Origin of the sequence: Desulfosporosinus acidiphilus SJ4, assembly GCF_000255115.2 — a bacterium.
GTDB classification, from domain to species: Bacteria; Bacillota; Desulfitobacteriia; order Desulfitobacteriales; family Desulfitobacteriaceae; genus Desulfosporosinus; species Desulfosporosinus acidiphilus.
This window is the reverse complement of the sequence record NC_018068.1, coordinates 79,744-100,487: the sequence shown is the minus strand read 5'-3', so window position 1 is coordinate 100,487 and position 20,744 is coordinate 79,744. Positions and strand designations below refer to the sequence as shown.

General features: G+C 45.0%; 14 protein-coding genes, 2 tRNA genes, 3 rRNA genes and 1 pseudogene. 1 reads left to right on the top strand and 19 read right to left on the bottom strand.

The window, feature by feature from the left end; genetic code table 11:
• Positions 1 to 107: 107 nt before the first annotated feature.
• A pseudogene (locus DESACI_RS00480) lies at positions 108 to 1,711 on the top strand (IS1182 family transposase).
• Between the two features lie 345 nt (positions 1,712 to 2,056).
• Here DESACI_RS00480 and DESACI_RS00475 read toward each other — a convergent pair.
• The 19 genes from DESACI_RS00475 to DESACI_RS00380 form a co-directional block, all read right to left on the bottom strand.
• Positions 2,057 to 2,725 (bottom strand): Crp/Fnr family transcriptional regulator, encoded by a 669-nt coding sequence (locus DESACI_RS00475; protein ID WP_014825225.1) that lies wholly within the window; start codon positions 2,723 to 2,725, stop codon positions 2,057 to 2,059.
• A gap of 568 nt (positions 2,726 to 3,293) precedes the next feature.
• A 5S ribosomal RNA gene (rrf, locus tag DESACI_RS00465) occupies positions 3,294 to 3,409 on the bottom strand.
• 117 nt (positions 3,410 to 3,526) lie between these two features.
• A 23S ribosomal RNA gene (locus DESACI_RS00460) occupies positions 3,527 to 6,439 on the bottom strand.
• 130 nt (positions 6,440 to 6,569) lie between these two features.
• A tRNA-Ala gene (locus DESACI_RS00455) sits at positions 6,570 to 6,645 on the bottom strand.
• A gap of 85 nt (positions 6,646 to 6,730) precedes the next feature.
• Positions 6,731 to 6,807 (bottom strand) — tRNA-Ile (locus tag DESACI_RS00450).
• Between the two features lie 227 nt (positions 6,808 to 7,034).
• Positions 7,035 to 8,602: ribosomal RNA gene (locus tag DESACI_RS00445) — 16S ribosomal RNA — on the bottom strand.
• Together the 16S, 23S and 5S rRNA genes with 2 tRNA genes alongside form the textbook arrangement of a ribosomal RNA operon.
• Positions 8,603 to 9,471: 869 nt before the next feature.
• On the bottom strand, positions 9,472 to 10,962 hold the full coding sequence (gene lysS / locus DESACI_RS00440) for a lysine--tRNA ligase (RefSeq protein WP_041275924.1): 1,491 nt from the start codon (positions 10,960 to 10,962) through the stop codon (positions 9,472 to 9,474).
• A gap of 277 nt (positions 10,963 to 11,239) precedes the next feature.
• Positions 11,240 to 11,710, bottom strand: a complete 471-nt coding sequence (gene greA / locus DESACI_RS00435; RefSeq protein WP_014825223.1) for a transcription elongation factor GreA — start codon at positions 11,708 to 11,710, stop codon at positions 11,240 to 11,242.
• Positions 11,711 to 11,929: 219 nt separating this feature from the next.
• Positions 11,930 to 12,895 (bottom strand): tRNA dihydrouridine synthase DusB, encoded by a 966-nt coding sequence (dusB, locus tag DESACI_RS00430; RefSeq protein ID WP_014825222.1) that lies wholly within the window; start codon positions 12,893 to 12,895, stop codon positions 11,930 to 11,932.
• Between the two features lie 88 nt (positions 12,896 to 12,983).
• A complete protein-coding gene (locus tag DESACI_RS00425; RefSeq protein WP_014825221.1) occupies positions 12,984 to 13,751 on the bottom strand; it encodes a type III pantothenate kinase in 768 nt (255 codons plus the stop codon).
• Between the two features lie 25 nt (positions 13,752 to 13,776).
• Positions 13,777 to 14,319, bottom strand: a complete 543-nt coding sequence (locus DESACI_RS00420) for a biotin transporter BioY (protein ID WP_014825220.1) — start codon at positions 14,317 to 14,319, stop codon at positions 13,777 to 13,779.
• Positions 14,320 to 14,401: 82 nt separating this feature from the next.
• Complete coding sequence (locus tag DESACI_RS00415; RefSeq protein ID WP_014825219.1) at positions 14,402 to 15,394, bottom strand: biotin--[acetyl-CoA-carboxylase] ligase; 993 nt, start codon at positions 15,392 to 15,394, stop codon at positions 14,402 to 14,404.
• Between the two features lie 28 nt (positions 15,395 to 15,422).
• A complete protein-coding gene (gene panD, locus DESACI_RS00410) occupies positions 15,423 to 15,806 on the bottom strand; it encodes an aspartate 1-decarboxylase (RefSeq protein ID WP_014825218.1) in 384 nt (127 codons plus the stop codon).
• 4 nt (positions 15,807 to 15,810) lie between these two features.
• On the bottom strand, positions 15,811 to 16,656 hold the full coding sequence (gene panC, locus DESACI_RS00405) for a pantoate--beta-alanine ligase (RefSeq protein ID WP_014825217.1): 846 nt from the start codon (positions 16,654 to 16,656) through the stop codon (positions 15,811 to 15,813).
• A gap of 99 nt (positions 16,657 to 16,755) precedes the next feature.
• Positions 16,756 to 17,622 (bottom strand): Rossmann-like and DUF2520 domain-containing protein, encoded by an 867-nt coding sequence (locus tag DESACI_RS00400; RefSeq protein WP_014825216.1) that lies wholly within the window; start codon positions 17,620 to 17,622, stop codon positions 16,756 to 16,758.
• A 332-nt stretch (positions 17,623 to 17,954) separates the two neighbouring features.
• Entirely contained in the window at positions 17,955 to 18,416 is a 462-nt protein-coding gene (gene folK / locus DESACI_RS00395; RefSeq protein ID WP_014825215.1) for a 2-amino-4-hydroxy-6-hydroxymethyldihydropteridine diphosphokinase, read from the bottom strand.
• A complete protein-coding gene (gene folB / locus DESACI_RS00390; RefSeq protein WP_014825214.1) occupies positions 18,413 to 18,790 on the bottom strand; it encodes a dihydroneopterin aldolase in 378 nt (125 codons plus the stop codon). The genes folK and folB overlap by 4 nt, the downstream gene beginning before the upstream one ends.
• Positions 18,777 to 19,991 carry a dihydropteroate synthase gene (folP, locus tag DESACI_RS00385; RefSeq protein ID WP_014825213.1) on the bottom strand — a complete coding sequence of 405 codons (1,215 nt, stop codon included), beginning with the start codon at positions 19,989 to 19,991 and terminating at the stop codon, positions 18,777 to 18,779. Before folP ends, folB begins: the two co-directional genes overlap by 14 nt.
• Positions 19,992 to 20,004: 13 nt before the next feature.
• Complete coding sequence (locus DESACI_RS00380; RefSeq protein ID WP_014825212.1) at positions 20,005 to 20,487, bottom strand: HD domain-containing protein; 483 nt, start codon at positions 20,485 to 20,487, stop codon at positions 20,005 to 20,007.
• Positions 20,488 to 20,744: the final 257 nt, after the last annotated feature.

Sequence of the window (20,744 nt, the reverse complement as noted above, 5' to 3'; positions counted from 1 at the left end):
CCGTTGCAAAACGAACTAAAATAGTTCGCAAGCAACGGCCCTTTTTCTTACTAAAAATAGAAAACTGCGGGTCCCAAAGAACTCGCAGTTAGCGTATAATTTAAGTTATGCTAAAAACCAAATTACACACTAAGAATTATAACGAATTAGGTGGACACTATCAATTAGCTTTGCCATTTAATTTTAACGTGTTAATACCAGAGGATGACTCCGTTCGACTACTAAGCCACATTTTGGAGGGATTAAATTACGAAGCGTTGTATAAGGCCTACTCTTCCACTGGAAGAAAACCGGTAGTCGAACCCAAAATCCTGTTTAAAGTATTGACCTATGCCTATATGAATAACATTTACTCCAGCCGAAAAATTGAAGTCGCCTGTAAAAGAGACATTAACTTCATGTGGTTATTGGCAGGATGCAAAGCACCTGACCACAGCACCATTGCTCGATTCCGAAAAGACTATCTGAAGGAAGCCATAGAAGACCTCTTTTTCCAAATGGTAAAGCATTTACATGAGCTTGGTGAAGTAGAGTTTAAGAACCTCTTTGTCGATGGAACAAAAATTGAAGCCAGTGCTAACCGTTATACCTTTGTCTGGAAAAAAGTCGTTAACAAAAATGAGGCAAAGATGTTCTTGAAAATTCAGTCTTGTCTTGAGGAGATCAATTTGACCTATTTAAAGGACTTCAACGTAACCAAAGAGACGTTACTTAAGGATCTTAAGACTGCTATCTCTTACCTAGAAGAAAAATGTCAGCAAGAGCAGATTGAATTTGTTCACGGTATTGGAAAACGGAAATCAAAGCTGCAGAAATTTATAGAAAGCCTGAAGGAATTCTATACCCGGCAAGAAAAGTACAATGCACATCACCAATTCTTCGAAGGAAGAAATAGCTACTCTAAGACCGATCCTGATGCAACGTTCATGCATATGAAAGATGATCATATGCGCAATGCTCAGTTAAAGCCGGCTTACAATGTCCAGATTGGCGTGGAAAGCGAATATGTAACAGGGGTTGGGATCTTCCAGGATCGTAACGACATAGCCACATTAATTCCTTTTTTAAATATGCTTGAATCAAAACTACAGGCGCATTATGAGAATGTTACCGCAGACTCTGGTTATGAGAGCGAAGAGAACTATCTTTATCTCGAAGGAAAACATCAGACCTGCTACATAAAGCCACAGACCTATGAACAATGGAAAAAGAAGAGCTTCAAAAAAGATATTAGTAAGCGAGAAAACATGGCTTACAATGCGGAAATCGATGAATACACGTGTCATAATGGAAAACAACTCAAACCCGTTGGAATCACTCATCGAACATCAGCAACCGGTTACCAGTCCGAAATAACAGTCTATGAATGTGAAGACTGCAGTGACTGTCCGTGTAAAAGTCGCTGTACAAAAGCTAAAGGCAATCGACGAATGCAAGTATCCAAAACGTTTGTGGCCAAACGCCAGATCTCGTATAGAAACATCACAACCAAAGAAGGAATACTGCTAAGAGTAAATCGGTCCATACAGGTTGAAGGAGCCTTTGGGGTCCTCAAAATGACTATAACTTCAACCGCTTTCTAACACGAGGCAAAAACAGTGTGAAAACTGAATTTATGCTGCTGTGTTTTGGGTATAACGTGAATAAACTTCACTCTAAAATACAAAATGAACGAATTGGGAAACCCCTTCATCCACTAAAAACCGCATAAAAAGGAGAGAAAAACGGCCTAATCCTGAAGGCTTATTTTGTTATACTCAAATTTAAGAAGAAAGTAGAGATTAAGCATTTCAATCAAACCAATAAATATCTTTCAAGGGAAAAAGAAAAAGGGAGCATCGCTTGCTACTTTAGAAAAGTAGTTTTGCGACACCTCCTTTTTTAAATTTAGTAAGTCAACGACTGCCTAGTTACCCTTATGTCGAAGTAAGGTATAGAACAAACCAAAAATTATACTTCCTGCCCCGAAAATAAATTCTTCATTAAAAGTAGTGATACCTTATTGTGGCTTAGAAAGCTCATAGTATACAAAAGGCCAGCTTTGTCGCTAGCCTTTCTAAATAATCCATTTCTTCAACTTTTCAGCATCGAGAATGTACATTTCTCGCCCTTCAATAAAAATGCTGTTTTCTTGCTTAAAAGTATTCAGCAACGAAGTAACAGTTTGTCTTGAAGTACCTATCATACAAGCTATTTCTTCATGAGTTAAACGCAGTGCAATCTTTGTGCCCGCTTGAGTTTCAACCCCTGCACGCTCGGACATTTTTAACAGCAGCATGGCTAGTCTGCCTGGCACTTGCCAACATACCATTTCCTGAATGATAGCCTCTGCTTCACGCATTCTTATGCCTAAAGTAGTCGCAACTTTTATTGCGATAGATGGCTGTTTTTCAAGTAATTCCTCAAAACGAGACTTGCGAACAACGACTAAGACTGCATCGCTGATAGCCCCTGCAAAACATGTACGTTCTCCATGATACAAAGTTTCTGCGAGGCCCATGAGCTGACCCGGACTCCGCATGCTTCCGACTGTAACTTTCCTGCCATCGGGGGTAATTCTGTAAATCTTAACGAATCCTTTCTCAATTAAATAAATTCTATCTGCAGTATCCCCAGCAGAGAAAACAATCTGTCCTTTCTGATAGCGGTTGATTGTTCCGTATTCTCTTATAAGACTCTTCTCATTCTCATCAAAATCTAAGGCTTCATAATTAATATTTTCCATAATATCATTCCCCCACACAATAACAGTTTAACACACTTCTTGTAGAAGATACTATAAATAAAATTCAGACATTAATTATTTTGCTTTTGAATTTTCAAATTTTAATGTTCACGTACGCTTTCCTTACGATGACTTACTTATCAAAAAGCAAGTTTTTCGGCCCTGGAATGAAAGGCGGACGAGGTTTTCGCCACATTGCGACTTGTAACGCATTCTCCTGCAATGTGGGTCCGAACGGGTGGAACCCCGGTAGTTTTGCTTTATATTTCTTGTTATAGACACAGAAAGACTGCCATAAGGCAGTCTTTCGTTTGTTTACCTGGCGATGACCTAATTTCCCAGGGGCTATGCCCCAAGTATGCTCGGCCCTGGAGGTCTTAACTTCCGTGTTCGGTATACGAAAAGCGGACGAGCTTTTCGCCACGTTGCGTCCCGTAACGCAGACTCCTGCAACATGGATCGAACGGGTGGAACCCCGGACTTCCTTCTTGTAATTAACTTAATATGCCTACATAATTCTTACTATGAACACAGAAAGACTGCCCATAAGGCAGTCTTTCGCTTGTTTACCTGGCGATGACCTAATTTCCCAGGGGCTATGCCCCAAGTATGCTCGGCCCTGGAGGTCTTAACTTCCGTGTTCGGTATGGGAACGGGTGGAACCCCTCCGGCATGATCACCAGATCTCTGAGATTTTCAGTTTTCTTTTACAGAACCCTGCTCTCTCAAAACCACATAGAGTCTTCTTTCTAGTTTCGTCTTCTTCGGAAACACTGAGCCACGTTCCTGCCGTAGTTCAATTAGGTCAAGCCCTCGACCGATTAGTACCGGTCAGCTCCACACCTCACGGTGCTTCCACATCCGGCCTATCAACCTGATCTTCCTTCAGGGGTCTTACCAGCTCTCACTGTGGGAAATCTCATCTTGAGGCCGGTTTCGCGCTTAGATGCTTTCAGCGCTTATCCGATCCGAATATAGCTACCCAGCTGTGCCTCTGGCGAGACAACTGGTACACCAGTGATTCGTCCATCCCGGTCCTCTCGTACTAGGGACAGATCCTCTCAAATTTCCTGCGCCTGCGACGGATAGGGACCGAACTGTCTCACGACGTTCTGAACCCAGCTCACGTACCGCTTTAATGGGCGAACAGCCCAACCCTTGGGACCTACTACAGCCCCAGGATGCGATGAGCCGACATCGAGGTGCCAAACCTCCCCGTCGATATGGACTCTTGGGGGAGATAAGCCTGTTATCCCCAGGGTAGCTTTTATCCGTTGAGCGATGGCCCTTCCACTCGGTACCACCGGATCACTAAGCCCGACTTTCGTCCCTGCTCGACTTGTAGGTCTCGCAGTCAAGCTCCCTTTTGCCTTTACACTCTGCGCGCGATTTCCAACCGCGCTGAGGGAACCTTTGGGCGCCTCCGTTACTCTTTAGGAGGCGACCGCCCCAGTCAAACTGCCCGCCTGATACTGTCCTAATCCCCGATTCAGGGGACCTAGTTAGAACTTCAGTACAAAAAGAGTGGTATCCCACCGGCGACTCCACCAAGGCTGGCGCCCTAGCTTCTCTGTCTCCCACCTATCCTGTACATTTTATACCAAAATCCAATGTCAAGCTGCAGTAAAGCTCCATGGGGTCTTTCTGTCCTGTCGCAGGTAACCCGCATCTTCACGGGTATTACAATTTCGCCGAGTCCCTCGTTGAGACAGTGTCCAGATCGTTACACCTTTCGTGCGGGTCAGAACTTACCTGACAAGGAATTTCGCTACCTTAGGACCGTTATAGTTACGGCCGCCGTTTACTGGGGCTTCAATTCAAAGCTTCGCCTTGCGGCTAACCTCTCCTCTTAACCTTCCAGCACCGGGCAGGTGTCAGCCCCTATACTTCTCCTTGCGGATTCGCAGGGACCTGTGTTTTTGTTAAACAGTCGCCTGGACCTTTTCTCTGCGGCTCACCTTGCAGTGAGCGCCCCTTCTCCCGAAGTTACGGGGCCATTTTGCCGAGTTCCTTAACGAGGGTTTTCTCGCGCGCCTTAGGTTTCTCACCCCATCTACCTGTGTCGGTTTGCGGTACGGGCACCCAGTCACTCACTAGAGGATTTTCTTGACAGCTTGGAGTCGGTTACTTCGCTACTATGTTTCGCTCCCCATCACGTCTCAGAGTTATCGCAGGGCGGATTTGCCTACCCTACCTCCTACTCGCTTGGGCGTGCTCGACCAACGGCACGCTTAACCTATCCTTCTGTGTCTCCCCATTGTTAATAACGCTTCTCGGTGGTACTGGAATCTCAACCAGTTGTCCATCACCTACGCCTTTCGGCCTCGGCTTAGGTCCCGACTTACCCTGGGCGGACGAGCCTTCCCCAGGAAACCTTAGATTTTCGGCGGACAAGATTCTCACTTGTCTTTTCGCATACTCATACCGGCATTCTCACTTCTAAACACTCCACCATTCCTTACAGAATGACTTCCCTGCATTTAGAACGCTCCCCTACCCCTGCACGTAAACGTGCAAGCCATAGCTTCGGTGATACACTTGAGCCCCGTTACATTTTCGGCGCAGAACCACTCGACCAGTGAGCTATTACGCACTCTTTAAATGGTGGCTGCTTCTGAGCCAACATCCTGGTTGTCTGTGCAGTTCCACATCCTTTCCCACTTAGTGTATACTTTGGGACCTTAGCTGATGGTCTGGGCTGTTTCCCTTTTGACTATGAATCTTATCACCCACAGTCTGACTCCCAATCTTAAGACCATGGCATTCGGAGTTTGATAAGGTTCGGTAACCTGGTAAGGCCCCTAGCCTATTCAGTGCTCTACCGCCATGGTTCATCAATTGAGGCTAGCCCTAAAGCTATTTCGGGGAGAACCAGCTATCTCCGTGTTCGATTGGCATTTCACCCCTACCCACAGCTCATCCCCTGCCTTTTCAACGACAGTGAGTTCGGGCCTCCAGTGGGTTTTACCCCACCTTCACCCTGGCCATGGGTAGATCACACGGTTTCGGGTCTACAGCATGCAACTCGTCGCCCTCTTCAGACTCGCTTTCGCTTCGGCTCCGGCTCTTCGCCTTAACCTCGCTGCATACCGTAACTCGCCGGTTCATTCTACAAAAGGCACGCCACTACACCGAAGTGCTGTGACTGCTTGTAAGCGTACGGTTTCAGGTTCTTTTTCACTCCTCTTCCGAGGTGCTTTTCACCTTTCCCTCACGGTACTGGTTCACTATCGGTCGCTAAGTAGTATTTAGCCTTGGGAGGTGGTCCTCCCTGCTTCCCACGGGGTTTCACGTGTCCCGCGGTACTCAGGATTCCCTCACAGCACTCTGCTCTTTCGCTTACAGGGGTGTTACCTTCTCTGCTCGACCTTTCCAGATCTCTTCAGCTAGAGATCCATTCCTAAAAGAGGGTCCTACAACCCCAATCCCCGAAGGGATTGGTTTGGGCTCTTCCCGTTTCGCTCGCCGCTACTCAGGGAATCGATGATTCTTTCTCTTCCTCCGGGTACTTAGATGTTTCAGTTCCCCGGGTTGTCCTCGGCAGCCTATGTATTCAGCTGCAGATCACCGGATATGACTCCGGTGGGGTTGCCCCATTCGGGTATCCACGGATCAAAGCCTGCTTACGACTCCCCGTGGCATTTCGCTGTTAACCGCGCCCTTCTTCGACTCTTAGCGCCTAGGCATCCACCGTACGCCCTTAGTAGCTTGACCTAAAATCTATACTACGTTAGGGTTTCTCAAAACTTCGTTGACACGTCGTTTTGAGGTGATGTTTCCTTTGACTTACTAGAAATTATTTCTCTATGCAGTTTTCAAAGAACATGAATGTCTTTAAAATGAATGGTGGAGGTAAGCGGGATCGAACCGCTGACCCCCTGCTTGCAAGGCAGGTGCTCTCCCAGCTGAGCTATACCCCCAAAATTTTTTCTCTTAGTTGACGTTCCTCGTGGTCCAAGTGATCGTATTTCGTACACAAGCCACGACGTATCGTTCCACTTAGAATGGTGGGCCTGGGTGGACTCGAACCACCGACCTCACGCTTATCAGGCGTGCGCTCTAACCAGCTGAGCTACAGGCCCATTTTTGAGTTCCCATGCTATCGTTCGTTGTTCTCACGACAAACAATGCTCTGGTCTCTCAAAACTAAACAACAGCTTTGCCAATGAGTTGCCGATCCCTCGGCTTGAGCCTTGCGACTCTTTTTTGATCTCTTATTTAAAACTTAAGTTTAACCTTCGTTTTCTTCTAAGAGCATCGACCCATAGGATGTTCGTTTAAAGCCTAAGCTCTAAACCGTTCTCCTTAGAAAGGAGGTGATCCAGCCGCACCTTCCGATACGGCTACCTTGTTACGACTTCACCCCAATTATCGGCCCCACCTTCGACGGCTAGCTCCCTTGCGGGTTACCTCACCGGCTTCGGGTGTTGCAGACTTTCGTGGTGTGACGGGCGGTGTGTACAAGGCCCGGGAACGTATTCACCGCAGTATGCTGACCTGCGATTACTAGCGATTCCGACTTCATGCAGGCGAGTTGCAGCCTGCAATCCGAACTGAGACCGGCTTTCTCGGATTGGCTTCACCTCGCGGCTTCGCTTCCGTCTGTACCGGCCATTGTAGCACGTGTGTAGCCCAGGACATAAGGGGCATGATGATTTGACGTCATCCCCACCTTCCTCCGGTTTGTCACCGGCAGTCTATCTAGAGTGCTCACCTTGACGTGTTAGCAACTAAATACAGGGGTTGCGCTCGTTGCGGGACTTAACCCAACATCTCACGACACGAGCTGACGACAACCATGCACCACCTGTCTCTCTGCTCCCCGAAGGGCACCTCCCTATTTCTAGAGAGTTCAGAGGATGTCAAGCCCTGGTAAGGTTCTTCGCGTTGCGTCGAATTAAACCACATGCTCCACCGCTTGTGCGGGCCCCCGTCAATTCCTTTGAGTTTCAACCTTGCGGCCGTACTCCCCAGGCGGAGTGCTTATTGTGTTAACTCCGGCACAGGAGGGGTCGATACCCCCTACACCTAGCACTCATCGTTTACGGCGTGGACTACCAGGGTATCTAATCCTGTTTGCTCCCCACGCTTTCGCGCCTCAGCGTCAGTTACAGTCCAGAAAGTCGCCTTCGCCACTGGTGTTCCTCCACATATCTACGCATTTCACCGCTACACGTGGAATTCCACTTTCCTCTCCTGTCCTCAAGATACCCAGTTTCCGATGCACTCTCAGGGTTGAGCCCTGATCTTTCACACCGGACTTAAATACCCGCCTACGCGCCCTTTACGCCCAATAATTCCGGACAACGCTCGCCCCCTACGTATTACCGCGGCTGCTGGCACGTAGTTAGCCGGGGCTTCCTCCTTAGGTACCGTCATGTCTCCTCCATATTCCTGAAGAGACCGTTCTTCCCTAAAAACAGTACTTTACAATCCGAAGACCTTCATCATACACGCGGCGTTGCTCCGTCAGACTTTCGTCCATTGCGGAAGATTCCCCACTGCTGCCTCCCGTAGGAGTCTGGGCCGTGTCTCAGTCCCAGTGTGGCCGTTCACCCTCTCAGGCCGGCTACTGATCGTCGCCTTGGTAGGCCTTTACCCCACCAACCAGCTAATCAGACGCGGGTCCATCCATAAGCGATAGCATACTCAGAGGCCATCTTTCCTTAAAAAGCGATGCCGCTTCTTAAGCGTATCCGGTATTAGCCCTCGTTTCCAAGAGTTGTCCCGGTTTTATGGGCAGGTTACCCACGCGTTACTCACCCGTCCGCCACTAAAACGCACTCTAAGTAAACTTAGAGTTTGTTTCCGTTCGACTTGCATGTGTTAGGCACGCCGCCAGCGTTCGTCCTGAGCCAGGATCAAACTCTCCAAAAAAGTTATTCAACTTCTTCGTAAGAAGATGATTTCTTGCTCATGATTTCATGATTCTTTTGAAACTCTTGCGAGTTTCTCTCATTGGCTGTCCTTGTTGTTTAGTTTTCAAAGACCATAGTCATAATGACTAGATTCCTATTATAGCATTACCATTCTTTTGAGTCAATGCTTATAGAACTTTAAGTCAAAATTACATCCCGCTCTTAATGAGGAAATTTGTCGAGCGAACATTGACTAATATACCACACGGCGGCTCAGAAACTCAAGCATGATATAATCAAATATAGTCATGTTTATTCACTAAATTGTCAATTATACTCTCATATTCTCCTGATAATTATTACATTCTTTATTTTTCAGGTTCTATTGAACTTCCGAACCGATACGAATTATGGGGATTTGCCCAATCCCCACTGCAGGATTATGCTTGATGTGCTGTAGTGTGGCAATAAGCTCATAAAATAAAGAGCCTGACTAACCCTTTTATGTCAAGCCCCCTATCATATGGCTGTAATTTACTTTAGACTTTAGTTCAACCAAATTATTTTAAGTTAAATAAGCCGCTCCTAAACCTCATGAGTAACTTCAAATCGCACATGTAAATTTTCAGTAAAAGGTAATCCATAACTTCGAATAAGGCTGAGATAATTATAAAGAAAACTTAGCTGCGCTAAGCCTCCGGCGAAAGCGGCAGGTTAGTTGCACTTATGCTAGAAGACGAAGACACTGTCTTCACACGAATTAGCTCTTCTTGCAGTATACAACCGAAGGTTATACTTTCTGATAGAAGAACAAAATCGTTAGGTTATAAGCCGCCTGAAAGGCGCGATTTCTATTTAATCCAAATCTAATTTCAACATAGATGACCCTTACTCTTCGCTATCGTCATCTTGAGCATTTTCTTCTCTGGGACGCATGGTCGGGAAGAGGATGACATCACGAATAGAGGCGGAATCAGTGAGTAACATAACTAATCGATCGATACCAATTCCCAGACCTCCTGTTGGTGGAAGTCCATACTCCAAAGCTTGTACAAAATCTTCATCCAAAATATGCGCCTCGTCATCTCCCTTAGCTCGTTCTGCGGCTTGTGCCTCGAAACGCTGTCTTTGGTCGATTGGATCGTTCAATTCTGAAAAAGCGTTAGCTAGTTCACGTCCGAAGATAAACGCTTCAAACCTGTCCGTGTATTCCGGATGTTCAGCATTGCGTTTAGCTAGCGGCGAAATTTCCACAGGATGCCCGGTAATGAACGTCGGCTGAATTAAATTTGGTTCTACAAACGCTTCGAAAAACTCATTGATAATTTTTCCACGAGATGTTCCTTCATCAACCAGAATTCCTTTTTCTTTAGCAATCTGACGTGCCTCTTCATCAGTTTCAATCGTCCGAAAATCTACGCCAGAGTACTCAAGAATACCCTCCAGCATTGGAAGCCTGCGCCAAGGCGTTTTAAATTCAATGGCTTGTCCTTGATAGGTTATCATCGTCGTACCATGAACCTTCTTAACAATATAGGAAATCATCTCTTCGGTTAATTCCATAATGTCTTCAAAATTTGCGTAAGCCTGATAAAGTTCCATCATAGTAAATTCAGGATTATGTTTAATTGAAATTCCTTCATTGCGGAACGTTCTGCCGATTTCAAAAACTTTCTCAAAACCGCCCACAATGAGCCGCTTTAATGGCAGTTCGAGGGCAATCCGCAAATAAAGATCAATATCGAGGGTATTATGATGGGTGATGAAGGGACGAGCCGCAGCTCCGCCAGGTATGCTGTGAAGGGTCGGCGTCTCAACTTCAAGAAATTCCTTCGCTTCAAGATATTCCCGCATACAGCGAATAACCTTACTTCGTGTCACAAAAACTTGGCGAACATCAGGATTCATGACTAAATCCAAATAACGCTGCCGATAGCGTGTTTCCACATTTGTCAGCCCATGGAATTTTTCCGGAAGAGGTCTCATTGCCTTCGAAAGCAACTTTACATCGCGTGCATGAATGGAGATCTCCCCGCGTTTTGTACGAAAAACCTCACCTTCAACTCCGACTATATCCCCGACATCAAATTTGGAAATTAAATCGAACATGGTTTCGCCCAGATCATCCTTACGCATATAAATCTGAATCCGTCCGCTGAGATCTTGGATGTGAACAAAAATAACTTTTCCTTGATCTCGTTTGCTCATAATTCTGCCGGCAATGCTTACCTTCTGATTTTCTAGGTTTTGAAAATCATCCAGAATTTCTTGAGCTTTATGGGAACGAATATAGCGGTCTGCATAAGGTTCCAGACCTGCTTGGCGAAAAAGATCAAGCTTTTCCAAACGAATCCGCCAAAGGTCGTTAGTATTCTCCATCATAATTCCCCCATCATTTACTCTTATCTTATCAATTTTACCAAATATGGACGCAGCTAAACAAGAAGAATTAAAATTGTGGATCTTACACCAACGACCATTCATCATTTTCGGCTGTTTTCCCATAATATGGTTATATTGAATTCAATAAACAAAGTGCAGCATCTGTAGTTGAATAATCTTACAGAAACACTGCACTCTCCAAACATCATATTTTCCATGTCATAATTTGATTCCGAAATTAGACATCAATCTCTCTGGCAAAACTTTTGAATTCTTATTTAATGTCTAAAATTTGATAGTGCAAAATTCCGGCGGGTACATTGACTTCCACTATTGAACCCTTTGTTTGACCGAGAACAGCTTTACCTACAGGAGATTCATTAGAAATCTTATTCGTCCCGGGATCAGCTTCTGCAGAACCAACAATATAGTATTCTTCTTCATCACCAAAGTCAACGTCTTTTAAACGTACCTTTGCACCTAAAGTTACAACATCAGTTCCTTCAACTTCATCAATAACCCGTGCGTTCCTGAGCATTTTCTCCAGTGTAATAATTCGGCCTTCAATAAAGGCTTGATCATTCTTGGCATCATCGTACTCAGAGTTTTCACTAATATCACCGAAATCAATAGCTTGCTTGATTCGCAAGGCAACTTCACGGCGTTTTACGGTTTTTGTCAGTTCTAATTCTTCCTCAAGTTTTTTGAGGCCTTCCAAGGTCAGAATGACTTCTTTTTCAGGCATAGTTTCTCGCTCCCTTTTCTCGTCCTACGCATTGTGCTATTTATAGTAGCATGCACTTTCTAAAAGCCTTAAGCGTACTTCTTTTAAAACCAGGAACTGTAAAAATAATTCCTCAAATACATTACTCGTTATTATAAGGACCTTGCAAAATATTGTCAAGGATACCACATTCCATCTTGCCGAGCAATGTTCCCATAGTTTTTCTCTCTTCGACAAAATCTATTCTCGATTTAGTAAAATTCGACTGAAGACAGCCCTCATTTCATTAGAGGACTTCGTTTGCATAATAACGTCTCTCAAGTGAGCTGCATTTCGTATGCCTTTAATATACCAAACTGCATGCTTTCTCATTTCGTTAAGACCCACATGTTCACCTTTGTAACGCAATACTCGATCAAAATGTTGCATAGCTACCCCTATGCGTTCCTCTAAGTTTGGTTCCGGGAATATTTTACGGTGATCGAGGAAATACTGGGTACGCGGAATAAGCCAGGGATTTCCCAATGCCCCCCGGCCAATCATGACTCCGTCACATCCTGTTTCTTCAATCATCTTAAGCGCATCTTCCGGTCGAAATATATCACCATTTCCGATAACTGGGATAGAAACTACTTTCTTAACGTTTCCTATCCAGGACCAATCTGCTTGCCCTGAATAAAATTGTTCACGAGTCCGAGCGTGAAGAGTTATCATTTGAACTCCCGCTGCTTCAAGACGACGGGCCAGCTCCGGCGCCACAATTTCGTCATCATTCCAGCCAAGACGAATCTTTACCGTTACCGGAACAACGACAGCTTTTACCACTGCGCCTGCAATGGCTTCTGCGCGCTGGAGGTTCCTCAGCAAGGCAGAACCTTCGCCATTCTTGATAATTTTGGGAGTTGGACACCCCATGTTAATATCTATCGCATTAGCTCCGGCTTCTACCGCAAGGATAGCAGCCCGCGCCATAGTTTCAGGTTCAGAACCAAAAAGCTGAACTATTCTTGGCTCAGGTTCTCCGCTGAGATCAAGCATGCTTAATGTCTTGGAATTATGATAATTCAAGGCTTTATCGCTGATCATTTCTGTCCAAACTGACCTTCCGCCCAGTTCACAAACTGTTTCGCGAAACGCTTTATCCGTGACCCCGGCTAAAGGGGCTAAAAATACGGGAACTCCGAGATCATAATTTCCTAGCTTCATGTTAATTCCTCGATTAGTTATTTCTAAGTAGCTTTATTTGTTTTAATGGTGAGATTTTCACTACTATAAGCGGGAGTGGTCTCCTTCACTATTTCTGATTACGTTCATAGATGATTAATAACCCTTCAAGGGTTAAGAAGGGATCCACCGTTTCAATTGTCTCAGATTCTTGAGAAATCATCTTTGCTAACCCGCCGGTTGCTATTACTTTGGTTTCGGGTCCCATTTCCTCTTTCATGCGCTTGACAATCCCATCCACTTGGCCTGTGAAACCATAGTATATCCCTGATTGCATTCCGGCAACCGTATTTTTGGCAATCACTGAAGTAGGTTTCACCATTTCAACCCTAGGCAATTTTGAGGCTCGCAAAAAGAGCGCTTCTGTCGAAATTCCAATTCCCGGTGCAATAGCCCCTCCTAAGTATTCTCCTTTTTTAGAAACCACACAAAACGTGGTTGCTGTGCCAAAATCCACAATCACAAGAGGACCGCCATATTTGGCATAAGCTGCGACTGCATTCACAATCCGGTCGGCTCCAACTTCCCTGGGGTTATCATAAATAATTGGCATGCCTGTTTTAACCCCCGGGCCTACTACAAGGGGTTCTACACCAAAATACTTACGAGCAAGAGCTTCTAACGTAGGCATCACCGGCGGAACCACCGAGGATATGACGACAGCACTAATTTCCTGGAATGTTAAGCCGCTAAAATCAAACAGATTTTTAATAACAACTGCATACTCATCGACTGTTCGGGATTTTTCTGTGGAAACTCTCCAATGATGAGTCAACGTCCTATCATCATAAACACCCAAGACTATATTAGTATTGCCAACATCAAATAAAAGAATCATCATACCGCTCCTTTACTCGGACATTTTAAGCAGTTCGGCGCCTGCGGACGACCTCCTGGCCAATCCAAACTGCAATTCCGGCCTTGATCAAATCTCCCAAAAAAAGCAAGGGAACAAATCCCATTGCCAAAACACCTGCTACGCTGGTGGATTGATGTAATACCCAATGCAAGATCATATAAAGATAACTTAAACCGAAGAGATATAAAATAACAAGTCCTGAAAAAACCCCTATGATCGCTCGCCAAAGACTTCCTTCACGATATATTCGCCCCACAACAAAGGCTGCTGCAACGTAGCCTAACAAAAAGCCAAACGTAGGCTTCAAGATATAACCAAATCCCCCAAAGGGAGCAGAAGCAAAAACAGGTAACCCAAACAGCCCCAACACTAAATAAACCAACATGGCCATGGCCCCATATTCCGCTCCAAGAATAAGCCCGGAAAGATAAACAAAAATCGGAAGAACACTAAAAGGAATTAGGGCTGGTGCCCAATGTATCAGCATTCCTGTTAAACACATTAAAGCCGCCAAAACAGATGCCATAGCTAATTTTCGAATATTCATAGTCTCGCCCTCCATTGTAAACTTCTTTTATTGTATTGAGTTTACAATAGGGATTGCTAACTTGCAATACATTTTTCCTTTTTTATAAGGGCTCTCCGAAATAAGTCCCTAACTTTGAGCGCAGCCGGACTTCTCCGGCCGAAAACCTCACTTCGCCGTGATCCGTTTCCAAGAGCAATTCACCTTCTTGTGAGATTCCTCTAAATATCCCTCGAAACACCTCTTCTCCGCGTATAACCTTCACCTCTTCACCAATGCCGACAGCTCGAGCCGTCCAATTAATACACAGCTCTTCAAACATATCTGCTTCAAGAGCTGACACTTGTTTTTCTAAGTGCAGCAAGATAGCGGCCGTCAGCTTATTCAGGTCTACCTCATGCCCCAAAATTTCTTGCAGAGTCGCAGCGGCTATCGACGATCCTAAGTTTTCACGCGGAAAATTTGCGTTAATGCCAATTCCCAAAATTAATGTTTGAACCCTGTTCCATTCCCCAACAACTTCTCCCAGTATTCCCGCAATCTTATGACCATTGTATATAAGGTCATTGGGCCACTTGATTCCAACAGGCAATCGATACAATTCTTTCAAAGCATCGACAACTGCTACACTTGCAGCTAAAGTTAGTTTAGAGGCGTTGGCTAAAGACAAATTCGGTCGGATAATTATGGACATCCACAATCCGCCCTTAGGGGATTGCCACTCTCTTTGCATCCTGCCCCGCCCTGAGCATTGTGTCCTTGCTATGATAACCTGACCATGGATTCCGCCTTCACGAGCTAATTCTTTTGCCTTGGCATTGGTTGATGGCAGCTCATCTTCAATAATGAGTGAACGTCCAAAGGAGACAGTACCTAACATTTGCTCAATGACCCATGCATTCAAAGAGTCGGGAGTCTTGCGCAGGCAATACCCCTTTTTGGTTTGAGCCTCAATTTCAAACCCTTCTTCTTGTAACTGCTTAATTTGCTTCCAAACAGAAGCCCGGGTAACATTCAATTGTTGGCTTATCTTCTCTCCAGAAACATACTCACCGGGAAGTGTGGTGAGGAGCTGAAGAATATCTTGACGCGCCATTAAGATTTTCTCTCCCTGCTTGCTCTAATCAAGAGTTTTGTCCATGAACTTCTTCAGACTTAATCTTAGTTGCCCTGTTATTCCCGTCGACAAAAACAACTCTAGGCTTGTAGTTATGCGCGGCCTCATCGGTAAGCACGCAATAAGAAATAATGATAACCTGATCTCCAACTTGTACCTGTCGGGCAGCTGCACCATTGAGACAGATCACGCCAGAATGAGGCTCTCCGGGAATTACATAGGTTTCGAACCTGGCCCCATTATTATTATTGACAATCTGAACTTTCTCGTTAGGCAGAATATCCGCTTGATTCATCAATTCCGAGTCAATTGTAATGCTCCCTACATATTGGAGATTGGCCTCCGTGACACTGGCTCTGTGAATTTTTGATTTCATCATCATCCTAAACATTTATCTAAACCTCCACAACTATGTTATCAATTAATCGGGTAGGACCGAATTTTACTGCCAGCGCTATGACTATTCGTCGATTGATTTCAGTGACCTCTGACAAATCGTCGGCATCACGAACCTCAATGTAATCAATGACTCCTTGACTCTGTTCGGTAATACCGGTTCGTATAAATTCTTCAATCTTTTGTGCCGATCCTTCCCCCCGCTGAATCAAATCCGCCGCTTCTTTGAGACTGCGCGACAGTATTAATGCCTCTTGGCGTTGTTCTGACGTTAAAAAGACGTTGCGCGAACTGAGGGCAAGACCATCCTCTTCCCGAACAATAGGTACCCCTCGAACTTCTATGGGAAGATTCAAATCACTGACCATGCGCCGGATAATCAAGTATTGCTGATAATCCTTTTGACCGAAAAAAGCAAGGTCCGGCTGAACTATATTAAATAATTTGCTTACCACTGTAGTTACTCCCCGAAAATGTCCCGGTCGATTTGCCCCGCATAATACCTTATCCAACTGACCTACCTCAACATATGTAAGCATAGGGTGAGGGTACATTTCTTCAAGTGAGGGATTAAAGAGAAGATCAACGCCAACCTCTTCAACTAAGTGAGCATCGCGTTCAATATCTCTTGGATAACGTGCATAATCTTCATTGGGGCCAAATTGCAGGGGATTGACAAAAATACTCACAACAACGAATGATCCCGTTTGTTTAGCCTTCTCAATCAAAGTTAAGTGTCCTCGATGCAAATACCCCATGGTTGGCACAAGAGCAATGGTTTTCCCCAGTTTCTTTTCTTCTGCAATAAGTTTACGAAGTTCGGAAATACTAGATGTTCTATGCATTCTGATTCCGCCTTTCAATCTTCAAATTCAGTATTAGTAAATACTGAATAGTATAATGGTTACGATGATTAATAATTAACTCATTCTGTCCGAGCTTATCTATTTTGGCTCACCCAGTATGGATTTTAACTTGTTTAAATCTTCAGGAACATAGTTTAACCCCTGTTGGGACATCTTGTTTTCTCCAAGTTCCAGCGCTTTTATGCCTAATTCCCGGTAGATCTCTTTCGACTTTGAGGGCATATGCTCCAAATGTCCCTGAACAACCTTAGCATCTCCACGGGCGATCGGTCCGGTTAAAGCTTGGGGAAGTCCGACTTTCTCTAGATTATAGAGAGTCCCTCGCATCAAAGGAAGAAGGGAAGCCAATGCTTCATTTCCTTCTATACCGGCTTCAGCAAAAAGTTCTACAGCCAATGACGCCAAAACTACTAAATAATTTGAAGCAACCACAGCCCCAGCATGATAGAGCGACTTTTGCGATGCTAAAATAGAATGAGGAATCCCCCCTAGATCCTTAACAATACCCTCACCGAATTCCAGATCATCTCCCTCAATACCAAAATGTGTCCCGCTTAGTATTTCCAAAGCCTTTTCTATACTGGCGAAGGCCTGAAGAGGGTGCACAGAAAGACAGCGCACAGATAAATCGTTTCTGACCCGCAATACACTCGAAGGAAGAGAACCCGAACAGTGTATCCATAGTTGTTCGGACTTAATCCCAGGCATCATGCTAAGACTTTCAGCCACGTTACGAATCATGTCATCCTGTGTGGTAATAAACAACCCATCAGCAGTTGAGGCGAGTTCATCCAGGGTAAGATGATCTTTCGGCAAATACCGGCAAAAGCGCTCATAAGAGCGGCGACTTCGTGTATGAACACCAAGGCAATAATGCCCCGCCTCTTCAAGGCGAACCGCCAGCGCCGTGCCGACAATACCGGCTCCAATAATTCCAAACTTCATTTCATACCCTCCTCTGCTCCATTTATGAAAAACTCATTCCTAAAGAAACCATCCTTGACTTGAAAGATACTCTGCCAATCCACTATAGAAGCATGCGTAATAAGCTGCAGCGAGGCGATAAGCTCGTCCGTTTATTTTCGTGCCAGTGGCTGTGTGCGGCGTAAAGGTCTGACAGCGAAAAAAATACCCTCACGAAGGTGAAGGCATTTCATTCTACCCTCCGTCTCGGTCCCATGATCCAAGCGGTGTCGTTTTCAGTATTTTAAGTTTAGCATCTTCATTCATTATCACCAAACCGTACGACTCTTGCGATGTCGTCGGTCATGCGGCGATTATAAAGGGTAAACCTTCCCTTCGCCAAAAACCTGGCTAATTGGCCGCCCCGAAGGCAAAAGCAGGTTCGGCGCGATCTCACGCAAGGGCGCCATGACAAACTCCCGAACCTCCAGATAGGGATGGGGCAGTGTTAATTCCTTTGATGCACTAACCACATTATCATAAATAAGAAGATCAATGTCAATTGTTCTTGAGCCCCAATGTTCCTTACGCACTCGCCCCAATCGCTGTTCGATTTCTTGACAGACATGGAGCAAGTCCAATGGGGAAAGGGAAGTCTCCACTTCAATCACTTGGTTCCAATACGGAGGCTGATCAAGAACTCCCCAGGGTTCTGTCTCATAGACGCGCGATTTCGATAGAATTGTAATTGAGGAACGATTTAATGCTGAAACAGCCTCGCCCAGATAGTAGGCGCGATCTCCCAGATTACTGCCCAAGCCCAAAAATGCCCTCATGCTTTCTCTCCCGCCTGACGCCAAATTTCTACGGAAACATCCCGGAAAATACCGGCAACGGGAGCCTGCGGTTTATGTACTTCCACCCGAACTGAATCACAAGAAAACTTTGATAAAACGGTTCGGGCAATTTTTTCAGCCAAATGTTCTATTAACTGATGTTTATCATCTCTTACACAAACTTTTATGACATTATAAACTTCTCCATAATGAATGGTATCCTTGACGTGATCGGAAATTCCAGCCCGGCTTAGATCTGCAAATAGATCCATGTCGATAATAAACTTTTGCCCAAGAACCTGTTCTTCCGGCAAGGCGCCATGATAGGCATAAAATTCAAGTCCCCGAAGGTGTATAACGTCATGCCCCGACATAATGAGCTCCTCTCTGCCCTCGCACTATAGCATCAGCCATATCAACAGCTCTGCGATTTTCTTGAACATCATGAACGCGGATAATATCTACTCCGGCGGTCACACCGAGAATGCTCGTCGCCAACGTCCCTGCCAAGCGCTCGTCAACCGGCAGATCTAAAGTTTTTCCTATCATGGATTTTCGAGATGTTCCTAAGAGGACGGGATGTCCTAAGATCCTGAACTCTGCTAACCGGGACATTACCTCGAGATTTTGCTCCAAAGTCTTACCGAAACCGATTCCTGGGTCTACGATAATTTGATCCCCAGCTAAACCAAATGCTTCGGCTTGCTCAATACTCCGTCGTAAAAATGTGAAGATATCTCCCATTAATTGATGATAGGTTGTTCCGGACTGATTATGCATGACGATTACAGGAGCACTGTATTCACCAACGACTCTTGCCATATCAGGATCTTTTTGCAATCCCCAAATATCGTTAATGATATGGGCCCCATTTTCTAACGCTTTAGCAGCTACACTTGCTTTATAAGTATCAATTGAAATTGGCAAATCAACACATTCGGTTAAAACTTTTAAAACAGGTTCTATGCGCTGCCATTCTTCCTCTGCACTGACTTCAACATGTCCGGGTCGGGTAGATTCCGCCCCGATATCCAAAATATCCGCCCCTTCAGCGGCAATCCGTTCCGCTTGAGCAATTGCACTGGCAAGATCAATATATTTTCCGCCATCTGAAAAGGAATCGGGGGTTACATTTAAAATTCCCATGATTAAAGTGCGTTCTCCGAGCCTCAGTTCCTTCCCGCGGCATGATATAGCGCGAGACTTAGGTGGCTCAAGATTTCCAAGCAATCTCTTTAAATCATGCCCGATTTGTTTTAACCCAAAGGGTTGGGCTAAGACTTTGGCAGAGAGTTTCTCAAGTTGTCTGACGGTTCCAAGCAACATAACATCGGTAAATTCAACCTGACTAACGATTACATTTCGATGGACCGCCGCATCTCCTCCCACAGAAAGCATCTCTTGTTTAAGGATATGGGCAACACGCAAGGGGACTTGCTCCAGTTTTATTCCTCGTCCCAATCCTTTTCCGGCCATATGAACAACGCCGGCAGGGTCTGCTCCAATTTCATGCAAAGCCTTTTTGGCCTCTTCCAGACTATCCATGGTAACCCAGCGCATACTGTAATTTGCCATTATGCTGCCCCCTTTAATACGTAATTAGACTCATGGCATGATTATATTTATAACATTGTTTTTGTGTGCTGCAATGGCGGCAATCTCTTGCCCAATCATCTGCCAAAGCTAACGCTCTGCCGAGCAGACTAAGATGATCTGATGAGTGCCGTCGATGTTCACGTATACCCTCGACTATGATTTTAGTTTCTTCGCTATTAAACTTGCAATCTTCGAGGATTGGAAGTGCCAGTTTGGCACTCGCTTCAGCGTGATCTTCCCCGCTCTTATATTCAACCCATCGCCCTATGTCATGAAGAAACGCAGCTGCATAAACGACCTCTTTAGAGAGGACTTGGCCGCCTTGCTCTAAAATATAAGCATAACCAATCCGTGCAACATTTAAGCCATGATCAAAACCATGCTTACAGAACTGGCGGCTTTTCTCCAACTGATCAATCATTTCTTGATAGGCAAGGTAATCTTGATGATCTAAGAGACAATTTAGGCGAGTCATCGAATTTATAATTTTGACCCACTCCTCACCTTGAAATCTAGCTGCCCACCTTGACACAACCCCAAATTATAAAACTTTGCTTCAGAGAAACTCAGCCATTCGACCGGCACAAGCTTATACTTCCTTGATAGTAGAAGGAAACCTTGGGAATCAACCCAAGGCCTGCTTTCGCGTAGTTCTATTTCAGTAACTTCACCTTGATCAAATAATTATTCCGATAATCAACTAGATTCGCTAAACAATTTAAATTCCCTTCT

Bases quoted from the DNA above. Each gene is read 5' to 3' on its own strand.
- DESACI_RS00475 (WP_014825225.1), bottom strand. From the start codon at position 2,725: ATGGAAAATATTAATTATGAAGCCTTAGATTTTGATGAGAATGAGAAG.
- lysS (WP_041275924.1), bottom strand. From the start codon at position 10,962: ATGGAGAATACTAACGACCTTTGGCGGATTCGTTTGGAAAAGCTTGAT.
- greA (WP_014825223.1), bottom strand. From the start codon at position 11,710: ATGCCTGAAAAAGAAGTCATTCTGACCTTGGAAGGCCTCAAAAAACTT.
- dusB (WP_014825222.1), bottom strand. From the start codon at position 12,895: ATGAAGCTAGGAAATTATGATCTCGGAGTTCCCGTATTTTTAGCCCCT.
- DESACI_RS00425 (WP_014825221.1), bottom strand. From the start codon at position 13,751: ATGATTCTTTTATTTGATGTTGGCAATACTAATATAGTCTTGGGTGTT.
- DESACI_RS00420 (WP_014825220.1), bottom strand. From the start codon at position 14,319: ATGAATATTCGAAAATTAGCTATGGCATCTGTTTTGGCGGCTTTAATG.
- DESACI_RS00415 (WP_014825219.1), bottom strand. From the start codon at position 15,394: ATGGCGCGTCAAGATATTCTTCAGCTCCTCACCACACTTCCCGGTGAG.
- panD (WP_014825218.1), bottom strand. From the start codon at position 15,806: ATGTTTAGGATGATGATGAAATCAAAAATTCACAGAGCCAGTGTCACG.
- panC (WP_014825217.1), bottom strand. From the start codon at position 16,656: ATGCATAGAACATCTAGTATTTCCGAACTTCGTAAACTTATTGCAGAA.
- DESACI_RS00400 (WP_014825216.1), bottom strand. From the start codon at position 17,622: ATGAAGTTTGGAATTATTGGAGCCGGTATTGTCGGCACGGCGCTGGCG.
- folK (WP_014825215.1), bottom strand. From the start codon at position 18,416: ATGAGGGCATTTTTGGGCTTGGGCAGTAATCTGGGAGATCGCGCCTAC.
- folB (WP_014825214.1), bottom strand. From the start codon at position 18,790: ATGTCGGGGCATGACGTTATACACCTTCGGGGACTTGAATTTTATGCC.
- folP (WP_014825213.1), bottom strand. From the start codon at position 19,991: ATGGCAAATTACAGTATGCGCTGGGTTACCATGGATAGTCTGGAAGAG.
- DESACI_RS00380 (WP_014825212.1), bottom strand. From the start codon at position 20,487: ATGACTCGCCTAAATTGTCTCTTAGATCATCAAGATTACCTTGCCTAT.